At 68.8% G+C, this 20,744-nt stretch carries 22 protein-coding genes; 12 read left to right on the top strand and 10 right to left on the bottom strand.

Translation table 11 applies throughout. The features are described 5' to 3' along the window. Positions 1-21 precede the first annotated feature (21 nt). The 9 genes from ilvD to PGB34_RS15300 all read left to right on the top strand — a co-directional run bounded on the left by ilvD (position 22) and on the right by PGB34_RS15300 (position 8,697). Entirely contained in the window at positions 22-1,755 is a 1,734-nt protein-coding gene (gene ilvD / locus PGB34_RS15340) for a dihydroxy-acid dehydratase (RefSeq protein WP_271428974.1), read from the top strand. A gap of 14 nt (positions 1,756-1,769) precedes the next feature. Next, positions 1,770-2,669, top strand: coding sequence for an NAD(P)-dependent oxidoreductase (locus PGB34_RS15335; RefSeq protein WP_271429173.1), 900 nt, complete (start codon positions 1,770-1,772; stop codon positions 2,667-2,669). Beyond that, complete coding sequence (locus tag PGB34_RS15330) at positions 2,666-3,469, top strand: hydroxypyruvate isomerase family protein (RefSeq protein WP_271428973.1); 804 nt, start codon at positions 2,666-2,668, stop codon at positions 3,467-3,469. Before PGB34_RS15335 ends, PGB34_RS15330 begins: the two co-directional genes overlap by 4 nt. Next, entirely contained in the window at positions 3,466-4,431 is a 966-nt protein-coding gene (locus tag PGB34_RS15325; protein ID WP_271428972.1) for an NAD-dependent epimerase/dehydratase family protein, read from the top strand. Before PGB34_RS15330 ends, PGB34_RS15325 begins: the two co-directional genes overlap by 4 nt. A gap of 42 nt (positions 4,432-4,473) precedes the next feature. After that, the gene (locus PGB34_RS15320; RefSeq protein WP_271428971.1) at positions 4,474-5,523 is read left to right on the top strand and encodes a TRAP transporter substrate-binding protein; all 1,050 of its coding nucleotides are present in this window, start codon (positions 4,474-4,476) and stop codon (positions 5,521-5,523) included. A 66-nt stretch (positions 5,524-5,589) separates the two neighbouring features. Next, positions 5,590-6,075, top strand: a complete 486-nt coding sequence (locus PGB34_RS15315) for a TRAP transporter small permease (RefSeq protein WP_271428970.1) — start codon at positions 5,590-5,592, stop codon at positions 6,073-6,075. Further along, positions 6,068-7,360 carry a TRAP transporter large permease gene (locus PGB34_RS15310; RefSeq protein WP_271428969.1) on the top strand — a complete coding sequence of 431 codons (1,293 nt, stop codon included), beginning with the start codon at positions 6,068-6,070 and terminating at the stop codon, positions 7,358-7,360. The genes PGB34_RS15315 and PGB34_RS15310 overlap by 8 nt, the downstream gene beginning before the upstream one ends. Before the next feature lie 30 nt (positions 7,361-7,390). Further along, the gene (locus PGB34_RS15305) at positions 7,391-7,732 is read left to right on the top strand and encodes an NIPSNAP family protein (RefSeq protein ID WP_271428968.1); all 342 of its coding nucleotides are present in this window, start codon (positions 7,391-7,393) and stop codon (positions 7,730-7,732) included. Further along, a complete protein-coding gene (locus tag PGB34_RS15300) occupies positions 7,729-8,697 on the top strand; it encodes a 2-hydroxyacid dehydrogenase (protein ID WP_271428967.1) in 969 nt (322 codons plus the stop codon). The genes PGB34_RS15305 and PGB34_RS15300 overlap by 4 nt, the downstream gene beginning before the upstream one ends. 262 nt (positions 8,698-8,959) lie before the next feature. Here PGB34_RS15300 and PGB34_RS15295 read toward each other — a convergent pair whose 3' ends face one another. From PGB34_RS15295 to PGB34_RS15250, 10 genes are all read right to left on the bottom strand, one after another. Then, positions 8,960-9,106, bottom strand: a complete 147-nt coding sequence (locus tag PGB34_RS15295; RefSeq protein ID WP_271428966.1) for a hypothetical protein — start codon at positions 9,104-9,106, stop codon at positions 8,960-8,962. Between the two features lie 176 nt (positions 9,107-9,282). Beyond that, positions 9,283-10,977, bottom strand: coding sequence for an MFS transporter (locus tag PGB34_RS15290; RefSeq protein WP_271428965.1), 1,695 nt, complete (start codon positions 10,975-10,977; stop codon positions 9,283-9,285). Between the two features lie 315 nt (positions 10,978-11,292). After that, on the bottom strand, positions 11,293-11,943 hold the full coding sequence (locus PGB34_RS15285) for a 2-hydroxychromene-2-carboxylate isomerase (RefSeq protein ID WP_271428964.1): 651 nt from the start codon (positions 11,941-11,943) through the stop codon (positions 11,293-11,295). After that, positions 11,940-12,218, bottom strand: a complete 279-nt coding sequence (locus PGB34_RS15280; RefSeq protein ID WP_271428963.1) for a DUF1289 domain-containing protein — start codon at positions 12,216-12,218, stop codon at positions 11,940-11,942. Before PGB34_RS15280 ends, PGB34_RS15285 begins: the two co-directional genes overlap by 4 nt. Before the next feature lie 11 nt (positions 12,219-12,229). Then, the gene (locus tag PGB34_RS15275; protein WP_271428962.1) at positions 12,230-12,739 is read right to left on the bottom strand and encodes a YbaK/EbsC family protein; all 510 of its coding nucleotides are present in this window, start codon (positions 12,737-12,739) and stop codon (positions 12,230-12,232) included. A 276-nt stretch (positions 12,740-13,015) separates the two neighbouring features. Beyond that, on the bottom strand, positions 13,016-13,990 hold the full coding sequence (locus PGB34_RS15270; RefSeq protein WP_271428961.1) for a PDR/VanB family oxidoreductase: 975 nt from the start codon (positions 13,988-13,990) through the stop codon (positions 13,016-13,018). Further along, the gene (locus PGB34_RS15265; RefSeq protein WP_271428960.1) at positions 13,983-15,017 is read right to left on the bottom strand and encodes an alcohol dehydrogenase catalytic domain-containing protein; all 1,035 of its coding nucleotides are present in this window, start codon (positions 15,015-15,017) and stop codon (positions 13,983-13,985) included. The genes PGB34_RS15270 and PGB34_RS15265 overlap by 8 nt, the downstream gene beginning before the upstream one ends. Positions 15,018-15,028: 11 nt before the next feature. After that, on the bottom strand, positions 15,029-15,997 hold the full coding sequence (locus PGB34_RS15260; protein ID WP_271428959.1) for a Bug family tripartite tricarboxylate transporter substrate binding protein: 969 nt from the start codon (positions 15,995-15,997) through the stop codon (positions 15,029-15,031). A gap of 76 nt (positions 15,998-16,073) precedes the next feature. Then, positions 16,074-16,559, bottom strand: a complete 486-nt coding sequence (locus PGB34_RS15255) for an aromatic-ring-hydroxylating dioxygenase subunit beta (RefSeq protein WP_271428958.1) — start codon at positions 16,557-16,559, stop codon at positions 16,074-16,076. Between the two features lie 14 nt (positions 16,560-16,573). Beyond that, positions 16,574-17,839: an aromatic ring-hydroxylating oxygenase subunit alpha gene (locus PGB34_RS15250; RefSeq protein WP_271428957.1), complete on the bottom strand. Its 1,266-nt coding sequence runs from the start codon at positions 17,837-17,839 to the stop codon at positions 16,574-16,576. 181 nt (positions 17,840-18,020) lie between these two features. Between PGB34_RS15250 and PGB34_RS15245 the strand changes: the two genes are divergently transcribed. The 3 genes from PGB34_RS15245 to PGB34_RS15235 are packed head-to-tail and all read left to right on the top strand — an operon-like array spanning position 18,021 to position 20,739. After that, positions 18,021-18,944, top strand: a complete 924-nt coding sequence (locus PGB34_RS15245; RefSeq protein WP_271428956.1) for a 3-carboxyethylcatechol 2,3-dioxygenase — start codon at positions 18,021-18,023, stop codon at positions 18,942-18,944. Position 18,945: 1 nt separating this feature from the next. After that, positions 18,946-19,746, top strand: a complete 801-nt coding sequence (gene mhpD / locus PGB34_RS15240) for a 2-keto-4-pentenoate hydratase (RefSeq protein ID WP_271428955.1) — start codon at positions 18,946-18,948, stop codon at positions 19,744-19,746. Between the two features lie 24 nt (positions 19,747-19,770). Then, on the top strand, positions 19,771-20,739 hold the full coding sequence (locus PGB34_RS15235) for an acetaldehyde dehydrogenase (acetylating) (protein WP_271428954.1): 969 nt from the start codon (positions 19,771-19,773) through the stop codon (positions 20,737-20,739). Positions 20,740-20,744 lie beyond the last annotated feature (5 nt).

The raw sequence follows: 20,744 nt of genomic DNA, 5'->3' as shown, positions 1-20,744 counted from the left end.
CCCCCCAACCCACGACCAGACATGAGTTCAGACAAGTCGCTCCACAAGCACCGCTCCCGCGCCGTCACCGACGGCCCCTCGCGCGCCGCGCACCGCGCCTTCCTGCGCGCCACGGGCCTGGGCGACGAGGACATGCAGAAGTCGATGGTCGGCATCATCAGCACGGCCGGCGACAACACGCCCTGCTCCAAGTCGCTTTCGCCGCAGGCCGACAGCGCGCGCCTGGGCGTGGCCGAAGGCGGCGGCGTGCCAGTGGCGATGACCACGATCTCGGTGTCCGACGGCACCTCCATGGGCCACGACGGCATGCGCATGAGCCTGCTCTCGCGCGAGCTGATCGCCGACAGCGTGGAACTGGCCGTGCGCGGCCATGCCTACGACGGGCTGGTCACCTTCGGCGGCTGCGACAAGACGCTGCCCGGCATGATGATGGCGATGGTGCGGCTGAACGTGCCCTCCATCTTCGTGTACGGCGGCTCGATGCTGCCGGGCTATTCGCCCGAAGGCGAGGAGCGCACCGTGCTCACGGCCATCGAAGGCACGGGCCGCTACCAGACCGGCGCCATCAGCCTGCAGCAGCTGGACCAGATCGAACGCACCTGCGCCATGACCGTGGGCGCCTGCCCCGGCCAGTTCACGGCCAACACCATGGCCATGGTGGGCGAGGCCATGGGCCTGTCGCTGCTGGGCACGGCCACACTGCCGGCCGTCTACAGCGAGCGACTGGCGCTGGCGCGCCGCGCCGGCAGGCGCGTGATGCAGATCATCAGCGAAGGCGGCCCGCTGCCGCGCGAGCTGGTCACGCGCAAGAGCCTGGAAAACGCCTGCGCGGCCGTGGCGGCCACGGGCGGCTCCACCAACGCCGCGCTGCACATCCCGGCCATCGCGCACGAGGCCGGCATCGCCTTCACCTTCGACGACGTGGCCGAGGTCTTCAAGCGCACGCCGCTGATCGCCAGCCTCTCGCCCGGCGGCAAGTACCTGGCCAAGGACCTGAACCGCATCGGCGGCGTGCCCGTGGTGCTCAACGCGCTGCTCAAGAGCGGCCACCTGCACGGCGACTGCATGACCGTCACCGGCCGCACCCTGGCCGAGGAACTGGCGGCCTTCCCCGGCGCAGACGGCGAGATCGTGCGCGAATCGGCCACGCCCCTGCATGCCTCGGGCGGGCTGGTGGTGCTCAAGGGCAACCTCTGCCCCGATGGCGCGCTGATCAAGATCGCGGGCCTCAAGTCGCTGCAGTTCGACGGCCGCGCGCGCGTGTTCGAGACCGAGGAGGAATGCGCCAGGGTGGTGGCCGCGCAGGCCTACGAAGCCGGCGATGTGCTGGTGATCCGCAACGAAGGCCCGCGCGGCGGCCCGGGCATGCGCGAGATGCTGGCCGTCACGGCCGCCATCTACGGCCAGGGCCGCGGCGAACAGGTGGCGCTGCTGACCGACGGCCGCTTCTCGGGCGCCACGCGCGGCATGTGCATCGGCTACGCCAGCCCCGAGGCAGCCGCAGGCGGCCCCATCGCGCTGGTGCGCGAGGGCGACCGCATCGTCATCGACGCGGCCGCCGGCACGATCACGCTGGACGTGCCCGACGCCGAACTGGCGCAGCGGCGCAGCCAATGGCAGCCCTTCCAGCGCGAACGCCTGGCCGGTGCGCTGGAGAAATTCGCCAAGCTGGTCGGCCCCACGCACCTGGGCGCGGTCACGCATTCCGGCCTGGCCGAATGGCCCTACCCCCCGGTGGGAGAAGACGCAGCATGAGCGAAGCGAGCCCCATGACATTGGCCTTCTGCGGTCTGGGCCTGATGGGCGCGCCCATGGTGCGGCGCCTGCTGGCCGCGGGCCACACGGTGCGCGTGTGGAACCGATCGGCCGCCAAGGTGGAACCGCTGCGCGCGCTGGGCGCCATTGCCGCGGCCACGCCGGCCGAGGCCGCCACCGGCGCCGACGGTGTGCTGATGTGCCTGTTCGATGCCGATGCGGCCGAGGCCGTGGTCTTCGGCCCGCAGGGCGTGGCCGGCGCGCCGGGCCTGCGCTGGGTCGCGGACCACTCCAGCATCCACCCGCAGCGCACGCGCGAGCTGGCCGCGCGCCTGCGCAGCACCTGCAATGCGGACTGGCTCGATGCGCCGGTCTCGGGCGGCGTGGGCGGTGTGGAAGCCGGCACGCTGGCCATCATGGTGGGCGGGGCGCAGCGCCACCTGGGCCAGGCCTTCGCGGCCATGCGCGCCTATGGCACCAACATCACGCACATGGGCGAAAGCGGCGCGGGCCAGGCCACCAAGCTGTGCAACCAGATGCTGGTGGCCAGCGCCGTGGTGGCACTGGCCGAAGCCATCGGCTTTGCCGAACGCAACGGCATCGCCGTGGACAGGCTGGCGCCCGCGCTGGCCGGCGGCTGGGCCGATTCCAAACCGCTGCAGGTCTTTGCGCCGCGCATGGCGCAGGCCCAGCCGCAGATCATCGGCGCGCTGCACACCATGCTCAAGGACATCGACACCGTGGCCGCCGTGGCGCAGGGCAGCGGCGCCCCCATGCCGCTGACGGGCACCGTGCAGCAGGTGCTGCGCATGGCCGAGGCCGCGGGCCTGGGCCCGGCCGAGCTGTCAGCCGTGGTGAGCCTGATGACGCCGCAGCGGCGCGAGGCCTTCCTCCAGCAGGCGCGGCAGGGATGAACGCGCCCCTGCTGCAACTGGCCGCCAACCTGGACTGGCTCTACGGCGCGCTGGCACCCGACGCGCGCCTGGCCGCCGCCGCGGCGGACGGCTTTGCCGGCGTCGAGATGTTTGCGCCCTATGCGCATGCGCCCGCGCATTACGCGCATGCGCTGCGCAGCCTCGGTCTGCAGCTGGTGCTGATCAACACACCCTTCAGACCGGACAGCCCGGGCCGCCTGGGCTGGGCCGCCATTCCGGGCGCGCAGACCGAGTTCCGCGCCAGCTTCGCGCAGGCGCGCGCCGTGGCCGAAGCCACGGGCTGCCGCCGCATCCATGTGATGGCGGGCTTTTGCGAAGGCCATGCGCCTGATGCCTGCCAGCAGACCCTGCGGCAGAACCTGACGCACGCCCTGGCCGCGGCCGAAGTCGATGGCCTGACGCTGAACCTCGAGCCGCTCAACCGCGCCGACATGCCCGGCTACCTGTACCACCTGCCCGCGCAGGTGATCGCCATCCTGCGCGAGTTCGACTCGCCGCATCTGCGGCTGCAGTTCGACTACTACCACTGCGCCAGGGAAGGCCTGGACCTGCGTGCAACGCTGGCCGCCGCGCGCGACTGGATCGGCCATGTGCAGATTGCCGGCGCGCCCGATCGCTACGAGCCCGACCTCTCACGCGACGGGCTGCTGCAGGCCGTGCGCGAGCTGCCCGCCACCGGCTACGGCAGTTGGCTGGGCTGCGAATACCGCCCGCGCGGCACGCCCGCCGAAGGCCTGGCCTGGGCCGCGCCGCTGCGTGCCGAAGGAGTGATTGCATGACGAAGAAGGTATTGATCACCGGTGCGGCCGGCTTCGTGGGCCAGGCGCTGGTGCGCCGGCTGTGCGGCCCGGATTCGCCCATCGCACTGAGCCGGCTCACGCTGGTGGACCTGACGCTGGACCCGGCCCGCCTGCCCACGCACCCGGCCCTGAAACTCGTCACGGGCTCCATCGCCGATGCCGCTGTGCAAGCCCAGGCGCTCGAAGGCGCGCCCGACCTGGTCTTTCATCTGGCCGCCATCACCAGCGGCCAGGCCGAGCGCGAATTCGGCCTGGGCCTCACGGTCAATCTGCAAGCCACCTTGGACCTGCTGGAGGCGTTGCGTGCCCAGGCCCAGGCCAGCGGCCGCGCGCCGCGCCTGGTGCAGGCCAGCTCCATCGGCGTCTATGGGCTGCCGCTGCCCGCGCACATCGACGACGCCACGCCGCTGGTGCCCACGCTGAGCTACGGCGCGCAGAAGCTGGCCGTGGAAGTGCTGCTGGCCGACTACAGCCGCCGCGGCTGGATCGACGGCCGCTCGCCGCGCCTGCCCAGCATCGTGACGCGGCCGGCCGGCCCCAACGGCGCGCGTTCCTCCTTCGCCAGCGACCTGATCCGCGAACTGGCCGAAGGCCGCGACTACGACTGCCCCGTGGACGCCGAAGGCACCCTGTGGCTGCTCTCGCTGCCGGCCTGCGTGGACGCGCTGCTGCACGCGGCACGCCTTGATGCGCACGCCCTGCCCGCCACGCGCGCCTGGACCCTGCCTTCGCTGCGCGCCACCGTGGCCGAAGTGGTGGCCGGCCTGATGCGCCTGCACGGCACCAGCGTGGCGCAGCGCATCCGCTACGCGCCCGACCCCACGCTGATCCCGCAGTTCGCGCGCTGGCCCACGCACGACAGCGCCACCGCGCGCGCATTGGGCTTCGTGCCCGACACCTCGCTGGACCAGCTCCTGCAGCGCGCGATGGCGCCTGCCTGAAGCCCATCCCCTTTCCCCCACCCTAGCCCTGTAGACCCTGCCATGCGAATTCAAACGAATGCCCTTCTCGCCGGTCTTGTTGTTGCAGCCACCGGCCTGCTCTGCGCCCTGCCCGCGGCGGCGCAGCAGAACAAGCCGGTCGAGCTGGCCTACTCCAGCTGGATCCCGCCCACGCATGTGCTCATGAAGAACTTCATGATCCCCTGGGGCCAGGAGGTGGAGAAAGCCACCGAGGGCCGCGTGAAGATCAACTTCCTGCCCAAGGCCGTGACCAACCCGGTGGGCCACCTGGACGCCGTGCGCCGTGGCGCGGTGGACCTGGCCTTCGTCTCGCATTCCTACTACCCGGGCCGCTTCGACCTGATGAAGCTGCCCACGCTGCCCTTCTCGGGCAACTCGGCCGAAGCCAACTCGCTGGCCACCTGGCGCATCTACGACAAGTACCTGCGCGCGGCCAACGAGCACCGCGGCGTGAAGCTGCTGGGCGTGTACGGCCACGGCCCGGGCGGCGTGTACACCACCAAGACCAAGGTCGAGAAGATCGAGGACTTCAAGGGCCTGAAGGTGCGCATCGGCGGCGGCATGTCGGCCGACGTGGCCACCGCCCTGGAAGCCAATGCCATCGTCAAGCCCGCGCCCGAGTCCTATGAGCTGCTGAGCACGGGCGTGGTGGACGGCGTGTTCTTCCCGCCCGAGTCGGTCACCTCCTTCCGGCTGGACGAAGTGATCAAGTTCGCCACCACCTTCCCGGGCGGCCTCTATTCCGATTCGCACGGCATCGTGATGAACGAAAAGGCTTTTGAGCGCCTGGAGCCGCGTGACCGCGAAACACTGATGAAGCTCTCGGGCGAGCACATCGCGCGCATGGGCGGCAAGGCCTGGGGCGACGAGGACAAGGCCGCGCTGGCCAAGCTCAAGGCCGCCAAGGTCAGCTTCACCGAAGCCAGCCCCAAGCTGATTGCCGACGTGAAGGCGCGCACCGCGAAGTTCGAGCAGGAATGGCTGGATGCGGCCAAGAAGGCCGGACTGGACGGCCCCAAGGTGCTGGCCGACTTCCGCGCTGAACTCAAGCGCGCCGAAGCGGGCAACTAAGAAGCTTCACTCATCTGACCGAGCACCCGGTGGCGCCTGCGCGCGGCCACCGGGAAGGACTGCCGCATGCAAAAACTTCTTGTCCTTGTCGAGGCGCTGATCCGCCGCGTGGCCGAGCTGAGCCTGGCGGGCCTGGCCCTGCTCACCTTGGTGGACGTGCTGGGCCGTTATGTCTTCAAGTTCCCCGTGCGCGGCTCGGTGGAGCTGACCGAGGTGTTGATGGTGGCCGTGATCTTCAGCGGCATCGTGCTGGCCACGCGCGCGCATGGCCATGTGGCGGTGGACCTGCTGGCCACGCAACTGCCCGCGCGCGCGCTGCGGCTGCAGCAGCTGTTCAGCCACCTGGCGGCCACGGCCATCAGCCTGCTGCTGGGCGCCGTCTCCTGGGAGCAGGCGCGCTCGGCGGCCGAATTCAACGACCAGACCACCATGCTCGGCATTCCGCTGGCGCCGGTGGTCTTCTTCATGAGCACCATGCTGTTCCTCAACGCGCTGGTGCACGCCAGCCATTTCGTGCAGACCCTGCGCGGCGCAAAGGCTTCCCATGCTTGAGGCGCTGATCGGCTTTGCCGTGCTGCTGGCGCTGATCCTGCTGCAGGTGCCCGTGGCCTTCGCCATGACGCTGGTGGGCCTGGCCGGCACCGCCTATCTGCGCAACTGGGATTCTGCCTACTCCATGGCCGGCTCCGTGGTCTACGAAAGCGGCTTCCAGTACATGCTCTCGGTGGTGCCGCTGTTCGTGCTGATGGGCAACTTCATCACCCAGGCGCGCCTGTCCAAGGAACTCTACGGCGCGGCCTACGCCTTTCTGGGCCACCGCAAGGGCGGGCTGGCCATGTCCACCGTGGTGGCCTGCGGCGGCTTTGGCGCCGTGTGCGGCTCCAGCCTCGCCACTGCGGCGACCATGTCCAAGGTGGCCTATCCCGAGATGCGCAACCTGGGCTACAGCCCGGCGCTGGCCTCGGCTTCCATCGCGGCGGGCGGCACCCTGGGCATCCTGATTCCGCCTTCGGTGGTGATGGTGGTGTACTGCATCCTGACCGAGCAGAGCATCGGCAAGATGTTTGCGGCCGGCGTGCTGCCGGGCCTGCTGGCCATCGGCTTCTACATGCTGGCCGTGCGCTGGACCATCTGGCGCCAGCCCGATGCCGGCCCGCCCGGCGCACGCATGGACTGGCGCCAGCGCCTACAGGCCCTGCGCGACGTGTGGGGCGTGCTGCTGCTCTTCGGCATCGTCATGGGCGGCATCTACGGCGGCATCTTCACCTCCACCGAGGCGGCGGGCATCGGCGCCTGCGGCGCCTTCGTGTTCGCGCTGCTGCGCCGGCGGCTGAACTGGGCCGTGCTCAAGGAAGTGCTGCTGGAATCGGCGCGCACCACGGGGTCGCTGTTCATGGTGCTGATCGGCGCGCTGATCTTCGCCAACTTCATCAACTTCACCACCATGCCCACCGACCTGCAGGAATGGGTGGCGCACTTCAACCTGAGCCCGCTGCTGGTGATCGTCGCCATCTGCTTCATCTACATCGTGCTGGGCTGCCTGCTCGAGAGCATGTCGATGGTGCTGCTGACGGTGCCCATCTTCTACCCGCTGGTGCAGCACCTGGGCTTCGACCTGATCTGGTTCGGCATCATCGTGGTGGTGGTCACCGAGATCAGCTTCATCACGCCGCCCGTGGGCATGAACATCATCGTGCTCAAGCAGCTGCTGCCCGAAGTGCCGCTGCGCACCATGTACCGCGGCATCGCGCCCTTCGTGGTGGCCGACGTGCTGCGCCTGGCGGTGCTGATCGCCTTCCCGGCCATCACGCTCCTGCTGCCCAGGTACCTGGGTTGAGCGCAGCAGAAAAAATCAAAGACCAAAAAAATGATCATCGAAGTCCGAACCTACACCCTGCGCCTGGGTGCCATGCGCGAGTTCCTTGCGCTCTATGCCGCGGAAGGCCGCGCCGTCCAGGTCAGCCACCTGGGCGAACCCGTGCTCTACCTGGCCAGCGAGATCGGCGAGCAGAACCAGGTGGTGCATGCCTGGCGCTACCGCGACCTGGCCGAGCGCGACGCACGCCGCGCCGCGCTGGAAGCCGACGCGCGCTGGCTGGCCTACCGTACGCGCAGCCTGCAGGCCGACCAGGTGCGCGCCCAGCACAACGCCATCTTCCGCGAAGTGGACTTCGCAGCCTTCGCCGCCCTGCAAGCCAAGAACGCATGACCCACGCCCAGCCCTCCCATCGCCTGTTGCTGCTGCTCGCGCCCACCGTGCCGCCGCCGCTCAAGGCCGCGCTGCAGAACAGCTACCCCGGCAGCCTCGATGCCGCCACGCCTGCCCAGCTGCAGGCCCTGCTCGCGTCGCCGGAGGCTGCGCAGATCACGCTCTTCGTGACCACCGCCACCGAAGGCGTGAGCGATGCGCAGATGGCCGCGCTGCCCGCCCTGCGTGCCGTATGCAGCCTGGGCGTGGGCCTGGACACGCTGGACCTCGATGCCGCGCAGCGCCGCGGCATTGCCGTCAGCAACACGCCCAACGTGCTCAACGACTGCGTGGCCGACCTTGCGGTGGGCCTGATGATCGACGTGGCGCGCGGCATGGGCCGCGCCGAGCGCCTGGTGCGCCGCGGCGACTGGCCGCGCAGCGGCCCCGGCGCACTGGGCACGCGCGTGAGCGGCCGTCGCGTGGGCCTGCTGGGCATGGGCCGCATCGGCCAGACCATCGCGCGGCGCCTGGCGGGCTTCGACATGGAGATCCGCTACCACACGCGCCGGCCCGTCGCCGGCCTGCCGCACGCGCATGAGCCCTCGCTCGAAGCGCTGGCGCAGTGGTGCGACTTTCTGGTGCTGGCCTGCGCCGGCGGCGAAGCCACGCGCGGACTGGTCGATGCCAAGGTGCTGGCTGCGCTGGGCCCTGCGGGCTACCTGGTCAACATCGCGCGCGGCTCGGTGGTGGACGAAGCCGCGCTGGTCCAGGCGCTGCAGCAAGGCCAACTGGGCGGCGCCGCCCTCGACGTCTTCGCCCACGAGCCGCAGGTGCCCGAAGCGCTCATGGCACTGGACAACGTGGTGCTGCTGCCCCACATCGGCAGCGCCACCCAGCAGACCCGGCGCGCCATGGGCGATCTGCTGCTGGCCAATGTGGCGGCTTTTGTGCAGCACGGTGAGTTGAAGACGGCGGCGTTCTAGAGGCTGAGGGTAGCGGGCCATCAGACATCATGCGCCGTGCGCCACTGCCCGCGCCACGCTCTGTGACTTTTTGGCTATTCACAGGAAAACTAAGAAATTAGAATTAACTCGAGCCCAAGGTGCAAGCCTCGGGCTTCCGGAAGGCGCCTTGTGCGCTACGGCGGGGCCTTTTCCCTCCCTGATAGAGCACCGCCCTTATTCCAACTTTTGAGGCCTCCTTGGAGGCCTCTCTTTTTTGGTCAGGACCGGTTCAGGGCGGGCCTTACTTGGCCGGCGTGGTGGTGCTGGGCGCGTGCTGGATGTCGCCCGTGTGCTGCTCGCCGCCCATCTCGATCTTGTCGCCGGCCTTCATGATCACGAACAGGGAAATGGCGGCAAAGATGACAAAGCCGACGACGATCTTCCACATGGGTTAGTCCTTCAGATGGAGAGGTGAGCTGAAAAATTCAGGGTGGGCGTCCAGCCCGCCCCGGCGAGCACAGCGAAGCACTCAGAGCACCCGAGGAACCGGCTCTGCCGGGCCTCCGGGTGCGCCCCCTTCGGGAATCAGAAGGGGGAGCCGCGAAGCGGCCTGGGGGTTGCTACTCAATCATTGGCGTAGATGTCCACGTCCTTCGTCTCACGCACGAAGAGCGTGCCCACCACCAGCGTGATGCCGGCGATGACGATCGGGTACCACAGGCCGTTGTACATGTTGCCGGTGGAGGCCACGATGGCGAAAGAGGTGGTGGGCAGCAGGCCGCCGAACCAGCCATTGCCGATGTGATACGGCAGGCTCATCGAGGTGTAGCGGATGCGCGTGGGGAACAGCTCCACCAGCATGGCCGCGATGGGGCCGTAGACCATGGTCACCAGCAGCACCAGCCAGAACAGGATGACGATCATCATCACCTTGTTCATCTTGGCCGGGTCGGCCTTGGCCGGGTAGCCGGCCAGCTTCAGGTCGTCGGCCACTTCCTTCTTGAAAGCGGCGATGGACTTGGCCGAGGCTTCGTCGAACTTCAGGTTGACCACGTTGCCCACGGGCGCCGTGACGCTCTTCTCGCCGATCTTCACCACCGCAGGTGAGCCGGCCGGGCCAGCCACGTTCTCGTAGCTCACCGAGTTCTGCACGAGGTAGCGCTTGGCGATGTCGCACGAGCTCTTGAAGTCGATCTCGCGCGCCACCGGATTGCCCTGGAAGGAGCAGGTCGCCGGGTCGGCCGTGACCGTCACGCCGGCCGTGGCCTGGGCGCGTGCCAGATCGGGGTTGGCGGCCTCGGTCAGCATCTTGAAAACCGGGAAGTAGGTGACCACCGCCAGCAGGCAGCCGGCCATGATGATGGGCTTGCGGCCGATCTTGTCGGAGAGCGAGCCGAAGACGATGAAGAAGGGCGTGCCCAGCAGCAAGGCGGCCGCGATCATCAGGTTGGCCGTGGTGGCATCGACCTTGAGCTGCTGCGTGAGGAAGAACAGCGCGTAGAACTGGCCCGTGTACCAGACCACCGCCTGGCCGGCCGTCAGGCCCACCAGCGCCAGGATCACGATCTTGAGGTTCTTCCATTGGCCGAAGGATTCGGCCAGCGGCGCCTTGGAGGTCTTGCCTTCGGACTTCATCTTCTGGAAGGCCGGCGATTCATTCAGGCTCAGGCGGATCCACACCGAGATCCCCAGCAGCAGGATGGAGACCAGGAAGGGAATGCGCCAGCCCCAGTCGCCGAAGGCCTGCTCTCCCAGCGCGGTGCGCACGCCGAGGATCACCAGCAGCGACAGGAACAGGCCCAGCGTCGCGGTGGTCTGGATCCACGAGGTGTAGGCCCCGCGCTTGCCGTGCGGCGCGTGCTCGGCCACATAGGTGGCGGCGCCGCCGTACTCACCGCCCAGGGCCAGGCCCTGCAGCATGCGCAGCACGATCAGGATCACCGGCGCGGCCACGCCGATGGTGGCGTAGCTGGGCAGCAGGCCGACGATGAAGGTCGACAGGCCCATGATCAGGATGGTGACCAGGAAGGTGTACTTGCGCCCGATCATGTCGCCCAGGCGACCGAACACGATGGCGCCGAAGGGCCGCACCAGGAAGCCCGCCGCGAAGGCCAGCAGCGCGAAGATGAAGGCAGCGCCTGCATCCAGGCCGCTGAAGAACTGCTTGGCGATGATGGCCGCCAGCGATCCGTACAGGTAGAAGTCGTACCACTCGAACACCGTGCCGAGTGACGAGGCGAAGATGACTTTCTTCTCCTCGGCGGACATGGGTCGTGGCGCGGGATGCGGCACTCCCTTCGAATCCAGTGTGGCTGCCATGCTTGTCTCCTCGATGTCTTGAATTGCTGGTTGGGGTGCGCTTCACGCATGCACGCGCGGCATGCCGCGCGATCCGTGACGCACATCCCCGGGCCCATCGCTCAGGCCTGCACGCATTCTTGGGAGGCCGACTGACCGATTCCTTGCGCCAAACTGAACCGTTCCTGACGATTTAGAGACTAACCCGCGCCTTTTTTTTCAGCATGCAGGAATGCGCACCTTCCAGGCCCCCTCCTCGGGAAAGCACTGAGTGGCGCCGCGCGACAGGCGCAGGCACCGATCGAGGGGTGCCGCTCGCCAATCGCCGTGCGCCGCTCAGGCGCGCGGCGCGGCGGGGGCCAGTGCCGAAGGCCGCTGGTCCGCATCGCGCCACTGCGGGCCGGCGAACCACGGGTCGCCCTGCAGATAGGCGCGCAGCGCGGGCAGGCTGTCGAAGCCCCAGAACAGCTGTTCGTCCACCACGAAGGCCGGCACGCCGAAGACGCCGCGCGCCAGCGCTTCTTCGGTGTTGGCCTTGAGCCGGGCCTTGACGGCCGCGTCGTCGGGCGCGAGCGCGGGCGCCAGCCGGGCCTGCAGCGCCGCCAGCCGTGCCGGGTCGGCCGCCTCGGCGCCTCCGCGCCAGACCTCGCGAAACAGGGTCTCGGTCAACAGCCGGCTGGTGTGGGCCGCACCGCTGGCCGCCAGCGCCAGCCGCAGGTGCGGCAAGGGGTTGTAGGGGTGGGTGGCCGGCATGTCGATGGGAATGCCGTGCGCGTGCCCCAGCCACATCACATGTCGGTAGGTCCAGCTGCGCTTGACCGGAATCTCCGCGGGCCCCAACTGGCCGTGGTGGCGGATCACCGCGCCCAGCAGCACGGGCCGGTAGTCCACGCTGTAGCTCAGCCCTTCGAGCGCCTGCGGCAGGTGCTCGAAGGCCAGGTAGGCGTAGGGCGAGATGAAGTCCAGGTAGAAGTCGATGTGCTTCATGGCGTGGGTGTCTCCTGCAGGGCTGAAAGTCGCATCTCGATCAGGCGCCACACGGCCAGGCGCTGCGCGTCGTCCATCGTGCGCCAGGCGCGGATCTCGTCGAGCGTGCGCAGGCAGCCTTCGCAGCCCATGCGCTCCGGGTCGAGCCTGCACACCGATACGCAGGGCGAAGGCACGGGAGCGTCCTCGGCCGGCGGCTGTGCGCACACCTGCAGCGCGCGTTCGCGCAGCACCGCATGCGGATCGTCATGGTGGCCGGGCAAGCCCTGGGACATCACACCCGCCCTCAGCCCGCCACAGGGGCCTGCACCACATCGGCCACCGGTGCGCCGCCGGTCAGCGCGGCCAGGTCTTGCGGCCGCAGGCGGAACACGGCATGCGGATGGCCGGCCGCGGCCCAGATCTCGTCGAAGCGGAACAGCTCGGCGTCGATCAGCACCACGGGCTTTTCCAGATGCGCGACGGGCGACACGCCGCCGATGGAAAAGCCCGTGCGGGCCTTCACGAATTCGGCATCGGCGCGGCCGGTCTTGCCCACCAGCGCGTCCACCTTCTTCTCGTCCACGCGCCGGTCGCCCGAGGTGATGACCAGCACTGCCACGCCGTCAGACTTGCGCTTGAAGATGATGCTCTTGGCGATCTGCCCGAGCGCGATGCCCAGCGCGTCGGCCGCCTGCTGGGCAGTGCGCGCGGCGTCATCGAGCATGCGCGGGACATGGGCATGGCCGGCATCCTGCAGATGACGGGCGACGCGCTGCACGCCTTCGGGCAGCGCCTGGAGTTCGGCTCCACACATGGAAAGATCAGGCAGGTGATGAAGTTGAAGGCGCGCTGGCGCTGCACAGGCGCCGCGCGCGAACCGCGACTTTACCCACTTCAGGCCGCAGCGCGCTTGACCAGGAACAGGCTCGCGCCCATGCCCACGCCCGCCACCAAGAGCGTGAAGGCCAGCCAGACATGCCAATCCCTGATGTTCTTTTTTGTGCCTGCAGGAGCGCTCGAGAGAGGGAGGCCGGAGTATCCCCGTCCCCTGCCCGCCGCATCCGGGGGCAGGCCCCGCAACCCTGCGGCGCTACAGGTCAAGCACCAGCTTGCGGCTTCTGGCACCCGAGCAGCAAATCATCATGCTCTGGTTCAGCGCCTGCTCCTCGGGCGAGAGCAGTGCGTCGCGGTGGTCGGCCTCCCCTTCGAGGATGCGCGTCTCGCAGCTTCCGCAGATGCCTTCGCGGCAGGAGGTCGCCACCGCGATCCCGGCGTCCAGGACCACGTCGAGGATGGAGCGGCCCGGCGGGACTTCCAGCGTCAGCCTGCTGCGCGCCAGCTCGACCGAGAAGCCGCCGGCCACGGCTGCCTCGGCCTTGGCCGCGAAGTACTCGACATGGCGCCGCTGCGCGCAATGCGCGGTGGCGGCTTCGAAGCCCGCGAGCATGCCCGTGGGGCCGCAGCAGTAGAAGTGGACGTCATCGGGCTGGCTGCGGACCAGCGCGTCGATGTCCAGCGGCTGCCCGCCCGGCACCTGGTCGAAGTGGAAGTGGCAGGAGGCGTTGGCACCTGCCGCCGCCAGCGCGCGCACCTCGTCAGCGAAGGCCGCATGCGCCGGCGTTCGCGCGCACACATGCAGTTCCCAGGATTGGCCCGTGGCGTTCATCCGGTGAGCCATGGACAGCAGCGGCGTGATGCCGATGCCGCCGGCGATCAGGCAGGTGTGCCGGGCCGCCTCGTCCAGCGCGAAGTGGTTGCGCGGCGCGCTCGCGACGAGCGCATCGCCCACGTTCAGCGACTCGTGCATGTGCCGCGAGCCGCCCGCGCTGTCGGGCGTGCGATGCACGGCGATCACGTAGCGCTGCGTCTCGCCCGGCGCGTTGAGCAGCGAGTAGCTGCGCGCCAGCCCGCCGGGCAACTGGAGTTCGATGTGCGCGCCCGCCTGCGCGGGCGGCAGCGGCAGGCCGTCCGCGTGGGCCATCTCGAAGGCCTTGACGCCCAGCGCGACGTCGTCGATGCGCTGCACGCGCAGCGGCAGGGTGCTTTCTTCTACCGTCTCAGTCACAGAGGATCACCGGCTTGACTGCGTCGCCGCTCAGGATCAGCTCGAAGGCGCGCGCGCCTTCGGCCAGGGGCACCTGGTGGCTCGCGATGGGCGCCAGGTCGATGCGCTTGTCGTAGACCAGCGGCGCCGCCACCTCCCAGGTGTCCCAGAAGCGGCGGCCATGGATGTTGTAGATCGTCGGGCGGCCCTTGCGCCACGCACCGAAGTCGAACTCCATCGGGGCCGAGGGCGTGGCGCACCAGCGCACGTCGCCCAGCGCGCCCACCATGGCAAAGCAGTTGTGCACGCCCTGCGCGCTGCCGGTGTACTCGAAGACCACGTCCGCGCCCGCGCCGCCGGTCAGCGCCTGCACCACGCCCGCCGGGGGCTGCGCCACGGGGTCGATGAGCACGTCGGCGCCCATGCGCTCGGCCGTGGCGCGCCGCGCCGCGTTGGGTTCCACCACGATGACGCGCCGCGCGCCGAAGTGGCGGGCGACGGCGACGTTCATGAGGCCGATGGGCCCGCAGCCGTTGACCACCACGGTCTGTCCGCTCACGCCCGAGCCTTCCAGCGTGGCATGCACCGCGATGCCCAGCGGCTCCAGCAGGGCCGCATCCACCACCGAGGTGCCCGGCGGATTGACCCAGGCGATGGCGGCTGGCACGGTGAGGTACTGCGCAAAGGCGCCGTCGATGTCGATGCCGGGGTAGCGCGTGTTCGGGCAGACATGGGCGCGGCCCGTGCGGCAGGCGCGGCATTCCCAGCAGGGGATGTGGCTGTCGATGCTGACCAGGTCGCCCACCTTCACCGAATGCACGCCGGGGCCGACGTGCACCACCGTGCCGCTCATCTCGTGGCCCAGCGTGGTGGGCAGCTTCACGCGCCGGGCGAAGGCGCCCGCGTCGTGGTAGACCGACATGTCAGTGCCGCAGACGCCGGCCGCATGGACCTTGAGCTGGATTTCACCTTCCGCAGGCTCCCGCGGTGCGCGTTCCAGCACCGCCAGGCCGTTGGGGCCGCGTTCGACTTTGCACAGGGCAAGCATGCACCGTCCCCTTATTGAGGCTGCAGACCGATGCGCCGGGCCGTGTCGACCCAGCGTTCGCTCTCGTACTTGATGATCTTCCCGAACTCCTGCGGGCTCGTCGGTGCGGCGCTCAGGCCCATGCCGAGGAAGCGCTCCTTGACCTCTGCGCGCGCCAGCACCTCGTTCACGTCGGCATTGAGCTTCTGCACCACCTCCGGCGGCGTGCCGGCAGGCACCGTGAGGCCGAACCAGAAGTCGACATGGAAGCCCTTGGCGCCGCTTTCGTCCGCCGACTTGATGTCGGGCGCGAGCGGGGAGCGCGACTTGGAGGCCAGGCCCAGCGCCTTGACGCGGCCGGCCTCGATGAAGGGCCGTGCCGTGGTCAGGGTCGAGAACATGGCATGGGTCTCGCCGCCGATCAGCGCCGCAAAGGCCGGCGCCTCGCCGCGATAGGGCACGTCGATCGCCTTGAACTTCAGCATGCCCGCGAGCTGCTCGAAGGCCATCTGCGAGGCGCCGCCGAAGGAGCCGTGGAAGACCTTGCCGGCGTTGTTGCGCGCATAGTCGGCGAACTCGCCGATGGTGTTGACCGGCAGGTCCTTCTGCACGTTCAGCACGTAATCGCCGCGCGCCACCTGCGTCACGGGCGTCAGGTCCTTCAGGGGGTCGAAACCGGGGCTCTTGACGAAGAGCTTGATCGTGCCGATGGACACGGGCGTGTAGAGGATCGTGTAGCCGTTGGCGGGCGACTTGGCCACGAACGAAGCCGCCAGCGAACCGTTGGCGCCGGGCTTGTTCTCGATGATGACGGGCTGCTTCCATTTCACCGAAAGCTGCTCGGCCAGGATGCGCGCCGAGCTGTCGGAGGACCCGCCGGGCGCGAAGGGCACGACGAGCTTCACGGCCTTGTTGGGAAAGTCGGGCTGCGCCTGCGCGCTCGCCATCGCGAGCGTGGCGGCAAGGGCGAGCGTCAGGGTGTGGGTCAGGCTTTTATTCATGTCTCTTTGAATGCTTGTGTCGTGGGGGAGCGCGACGCCCCGGCGTGCCGGACGCACCGCAGAGCGGAGCCGGTCGCTACAGGATGAAGGACAGGCCGACGATGGGCTGCTTGCGGTTGAGCAGCACCAGGGTTTTGTTGGTGATCTTCCAGTCGCCCTCGTGCTGCCGGAACCTCATCGTGCAGTGGCCCGGAAAGATGCGCGTCTGCCCCAGGCCCTGCTGGCGCCAGTCGCCCGATCGCACCTCGAACACCGCCATCGCATAGCGCGCTTGCGCCTGGCCGTCTCCCAGGTCCGTCACCTCGAGGTTGGAGACCATGCGCATCGACTGCGAGCCGGGCGTCTGCGACACGCGCTTCTGGCGCATGATCTGCTCGACCCGCATGGCCAGCCGCAGATGGTCGTCGAAGATCACCGAAGACTCCTTGAGCGGATCGGCGTTCTCGTCGATGGGCACCCAGTAGGTAGCGTCCTGCGCATACAGCTGCAGCCAGTCGTCGAGCCGGCCTTCGTCCAGCAGCCTGCACTCGCGTTGAACCAGGGATTGGATCGTCTCTTGCATGCCTTGCTCCCGCTTCACGCCGCTGCCCCCATCATGGCCTTCCAGCGCCGCCAGAAGGCGCGCTGAGGCGTTTCGTCGCTGTAGACGCCCACGCGCTCGCCGTCGTCCTTGATCTCTTCCTTCGCCAGCCCGCGGCTGAGCGTGATCCAGTCGAAACCGCCCGCCTTCAGCGCGTTCTGCCCGCCCGCGAACACGTCGATGTCGTCGGCCGACAGGATGCCCGCCGTGCCCACGCGCGTCTGCGCATCGAGCATGTGGTTGGAGTTGATCTGCTCATGCGCGTCCTCGATCAGCACCGGGTACGAGATCACTTCCGTGCGGTCATGGCTGACGGGCTGGATGACGCGGATGTTGAAGTCGAAGATCGCCAGGTTCGGGAACACCAGGAACTGCCGATTTGTCAGCACCTCGGCCGCGCCCTCCTCGCCATAGCGCTCGCGCAGCTGGCCTTCGTAGTCGGCCAGCACCTGCGCGTCGATGCCGCCGGACTCCAGCGGCGCACCGGCTTCCAGGGTGCCGTGGCCTTCGGGATAGCCGCGCGTGAAGCCCTGCTGGCGCACCGCGGTGTTGAGCTCGCGGTTGACGAAGGAGCCTTCGAACTTCTTGACGGTCCGGAAGGCCGAGCCGTGCACGAAGCCGGGGTGGTAGCCGTCGTAGATGTTCTCGGTCTGGAACTTCCAGTTGCCGTCGTAGCCGTACTTGTGGGAGGTGGCCACGCGATAGCGGCTGCCGCTCGCGCGCTTGAGCCAGATGTCGATGTGCTTTTTCACCCCGCCCAGCCAGGTCTCCAGGTCGACCACCTCCGCGTTGAAGGAGCCGAACACCAGGCCACCGTAGCTGGCGACGCGCGGCACGGCCTTCAGGTTCTTGTCGGTCTTGCAGAAGCCTTCCGCATAGCGGGCCTCGTCGGGAATGCCGATGAGCGCGCCCGAGGGCCGGAAAGACCAGCCGTGGTACGGGCACACAAAAGCGCGGGTGTTGCCCTTTTCCTCGCGGCACACGGTGGCGCCGCGATGCGGGCAGGCGTTGAGCGAAGCGTGGATCTGGCCATCACGGTCGCGCGCCACGATCACTGGTCGCGTGCCGATCTGCGTGGACTTGAAATCGCCGGGCTTTTCGACTTCGCTTTCGTGGCAGAGATAGACCCAGCTCTTGTAGAAGATGCGGTCCATCTCGGCCTCGAAAACGGTCGGCCCCCGGTAGGCCGCGGTCTGCACGCGGAACTCGGCGGCCTGCTCGTCCACCATCGTGGCGAAGCTTGTGGGAGTTGGGGTTTCCATGCGTGGGGGTCTCCTGTCGATCCGATGCGTCTTGAGTGGCACGAATGCTAAGAGTCGCGTCCGGCCGGAACAACGATGGCATCGCGCAAGGTGCACCATGTGCACCCTGCTGGCGCGGATTTGCTTCCAGAATTCGTCCACTAGGAGACGACAAGTGCCAACACACCGCGCATTTCTGGGCATGTCCCACACGCCGCTGCTGGGTCTCAACCCGGTGGCTCCCGAGGTTCTGAGCGAACTGGAGCAGGCCATCGCGGCCACGCGCGCCGCGGTGCAGGCCTTCGATCCGCAGCGCGTGGTGCTGGTCGGCCCCGACCACTACAACGGCTTTTTCAACGAGCTGATGCCGCCGCTGTGCATCGGCAGCGCGGCAACCGCCGTGGGCGACTACCTGACGCCGGCCGGCCCGCTGAACGTCGATGGCGATGCCGCCGTCGCGCTGGCCGAACACCTGATGGACGCGGACTTCGACATGGCCGTCTCACGGCGCATGCGCGTGGACCACGGCTTCGCGCAAGCCCTGCAGTTCCTGTGGGGCGACGCGCTCGAGACGCCCCCGCTCATTCCCATCTTCCTGAACGCCGTGGCCCAGCCCGGCATTCCGCGCCTGGGCCGCTGCCGCGACTTCGGCCTGGAGATCGGCCGCTTCCTCGACGGCCTGCCCGAACGCACGCTGCTCATCGGCTCGGGCGGCCTTTCGCACGAGCCGCCGGTGCCCACGCTGAGCCATCCGGACCCAGCAGTGCGCGAACGCATCACCGTGCGGCAGGAGCCCACGCCGGCCGAGCGCGAAGTCAAGACGCAGCGCGTGATGGCGGCGGGCATGGCGCTGGCCAGCGGCAGTTCCGGCATGAAGGCCCTGAACCCCGAGTGGGACCGGCAGTGGATGGACGCCATGGAATCGGGTGCCTTCGGGCCGCTGCTGCAGTGGCCCGAAGCCTCAATCGATGCGCGCGCGGGGCTGTCTGCGCACGAATCCAAGACCTGGCTGGTCGCCCGCGCGGCGCTGGGCGCCAGCGGCGCCACGCACTGCCGCCTGCGCCACTACCAGGCCATCCCCGAGTTCATCGCCGGCTACGGCATCTTGTTTGTTGAAAGGAATTGACATGCCCAGCGGCACCCCCAGCACTCCCGAACAGATCGAAGCCTGGGCGCTGCGCCTGCGCCAGGCGCAAGCGACCGGAAGCCCCATCGCCCCGCTGCGCGAGGAGATCCCCGACGGCGACGCGGCCTATGCCGTGCAGCGCGCGAACGTGCGCTTCGCGCAGCAACAGCAGGGCCAACGAATCGTCGGCCGCAAGATCGGCCTGACCTCGCTGGCCGTGCAGAAGCAGTTGGGCGTCGACCAGCCCGACTTCGGCACGCTGTTTGCCGACATGGTCTACGGCGACGACGAAGCAGTGCCGGCCCGGGCCGTGCTGCAGCCCAAGGTCGAAGCCGAGATCGCGCTGGTGCTGGACAGGGACATCGTCCATGCCGACGCAACGCTGGTCGATGTGATCGCCGCCACCGCCTACGTGCTGCCGGCCATCGAGATCGTCGGCAGCCGCATCGCCGACTGGAACATCCGCTTCGTCGACACGGTCGCCGACAACGCTTCCAGCGGCGCCGTGGTGCTCGGCGCGGTGCCCATCCGGCTTCAGGGCCTGGACCTGAAGCTGTGCACGATGCGCATGCAGCGCGGCGATGAGGTGGTCTCGGAGGGTTCGGGCGCCGCCTGCCTGGGCCACCCGCTCAACGCCGCGGTGTGGCTGGCGCGCAAGATGGCCGCGCTGGGCGAGCCCCTGCGGGCAGGCGACCTCGTCATGACCGGCGCGCTCGGCCCCATGGTTCCGGCCCGGGCCGGTGATGCCTTCGAAGCCAGCATCAGCGGCATCGGCAGCGTGCGCGCCCGCTTCGCGGCCTGAGAAGCCTTCCCACACTCCAGCCCCATGACCCAAGCAGACAACAAACTCAAGGCCGCCATCATCGGCAGCGGCAACATCGGCACGGACTTGATGATCAAGATCCTGCGCCACGGCCAGAACCTTTCCATCAGCGCCATGGTCGGCATCGACCCGGCCTCCGACGGCCTGGCGCGCGCCGGCCGCATGGGCGTGGCGACCACGCACGAAGGCGTGGAAGGCCTGCTGCGCATGCCCGAGTTCGCAGACATCGACTTCGTGTTCGACGCCACCTCGGCCGGCGCCCATCCGAAGAACGATGCGCTGCTGCGCGCGGCCAAGCCCGGCATCCGCGTCATCGACCTCACGCCCGCGGCCATCGGCCCGTACTGCATCCCCGTGGTCAACGGTGCGCAGCACCTCGACGCGTCGAACCTCAACATGGTCACCTGCGGCGGCCAGGCCACCATTCCGATGGTGGCGGCCGTCTCACGCGTGGCCCGCGTGCACTACGGCGAGATCATCGCCAGCATTGCCAGCAAGAGCGCCGGCCCCGGCACGCGCGCCAACATCGACGAGTTCACCGAGACCACCTCCAAGGCCATCGAAGTGGTGGGCGGCGCCGCCAAGGGCAAGGCCATCATCATCATGAACCCGGCCGAGCCGCCGCTGATCATGCGCGACACCGTCTACACGCTCAGCGAGCCGGCCGACGAAACGGCCATCGCCGACTCGGTCGCGCGCATGGCGGCAGACGTGCAGGCTTACGTGCCAGGCTACCGGCTCAAGCAGGCCGTTCAGTTCGACCGCATCGAACGCCCCATCCGGATCCCCGGCGTGGGCGACGCACTCACTGGCCTGAAGACCTCGATCTTCCTGGAGGTGGAGGGCGCGGCCCACTACCTGCCGGCCTATGCCGGCAACCTCGACATCATGACCAGCGCCGCGCTGCGCACGGCCGAGCAGATCGCAGCCGTGATGCGCGCCGGCGCCCGCGCAACGCCAGTGGCCGTTTAAGGAGA

Source organism: Xenophilus arseniciresistens (genome assembly GCF_028023875.1).
Taxonomy (GTDB): Bacteria; Pseudomonadota; Gammaproteobacteria; order Burkholderiales; family Burkholderiaceae_C; genus Xenophilus; species Xenophilus arseniciresistens.
The sequence above is the reverse complement of the archived record's forward strand: the minus strand, read 5'-3'. Positions and strand labels throughout refer to the sequence as shown.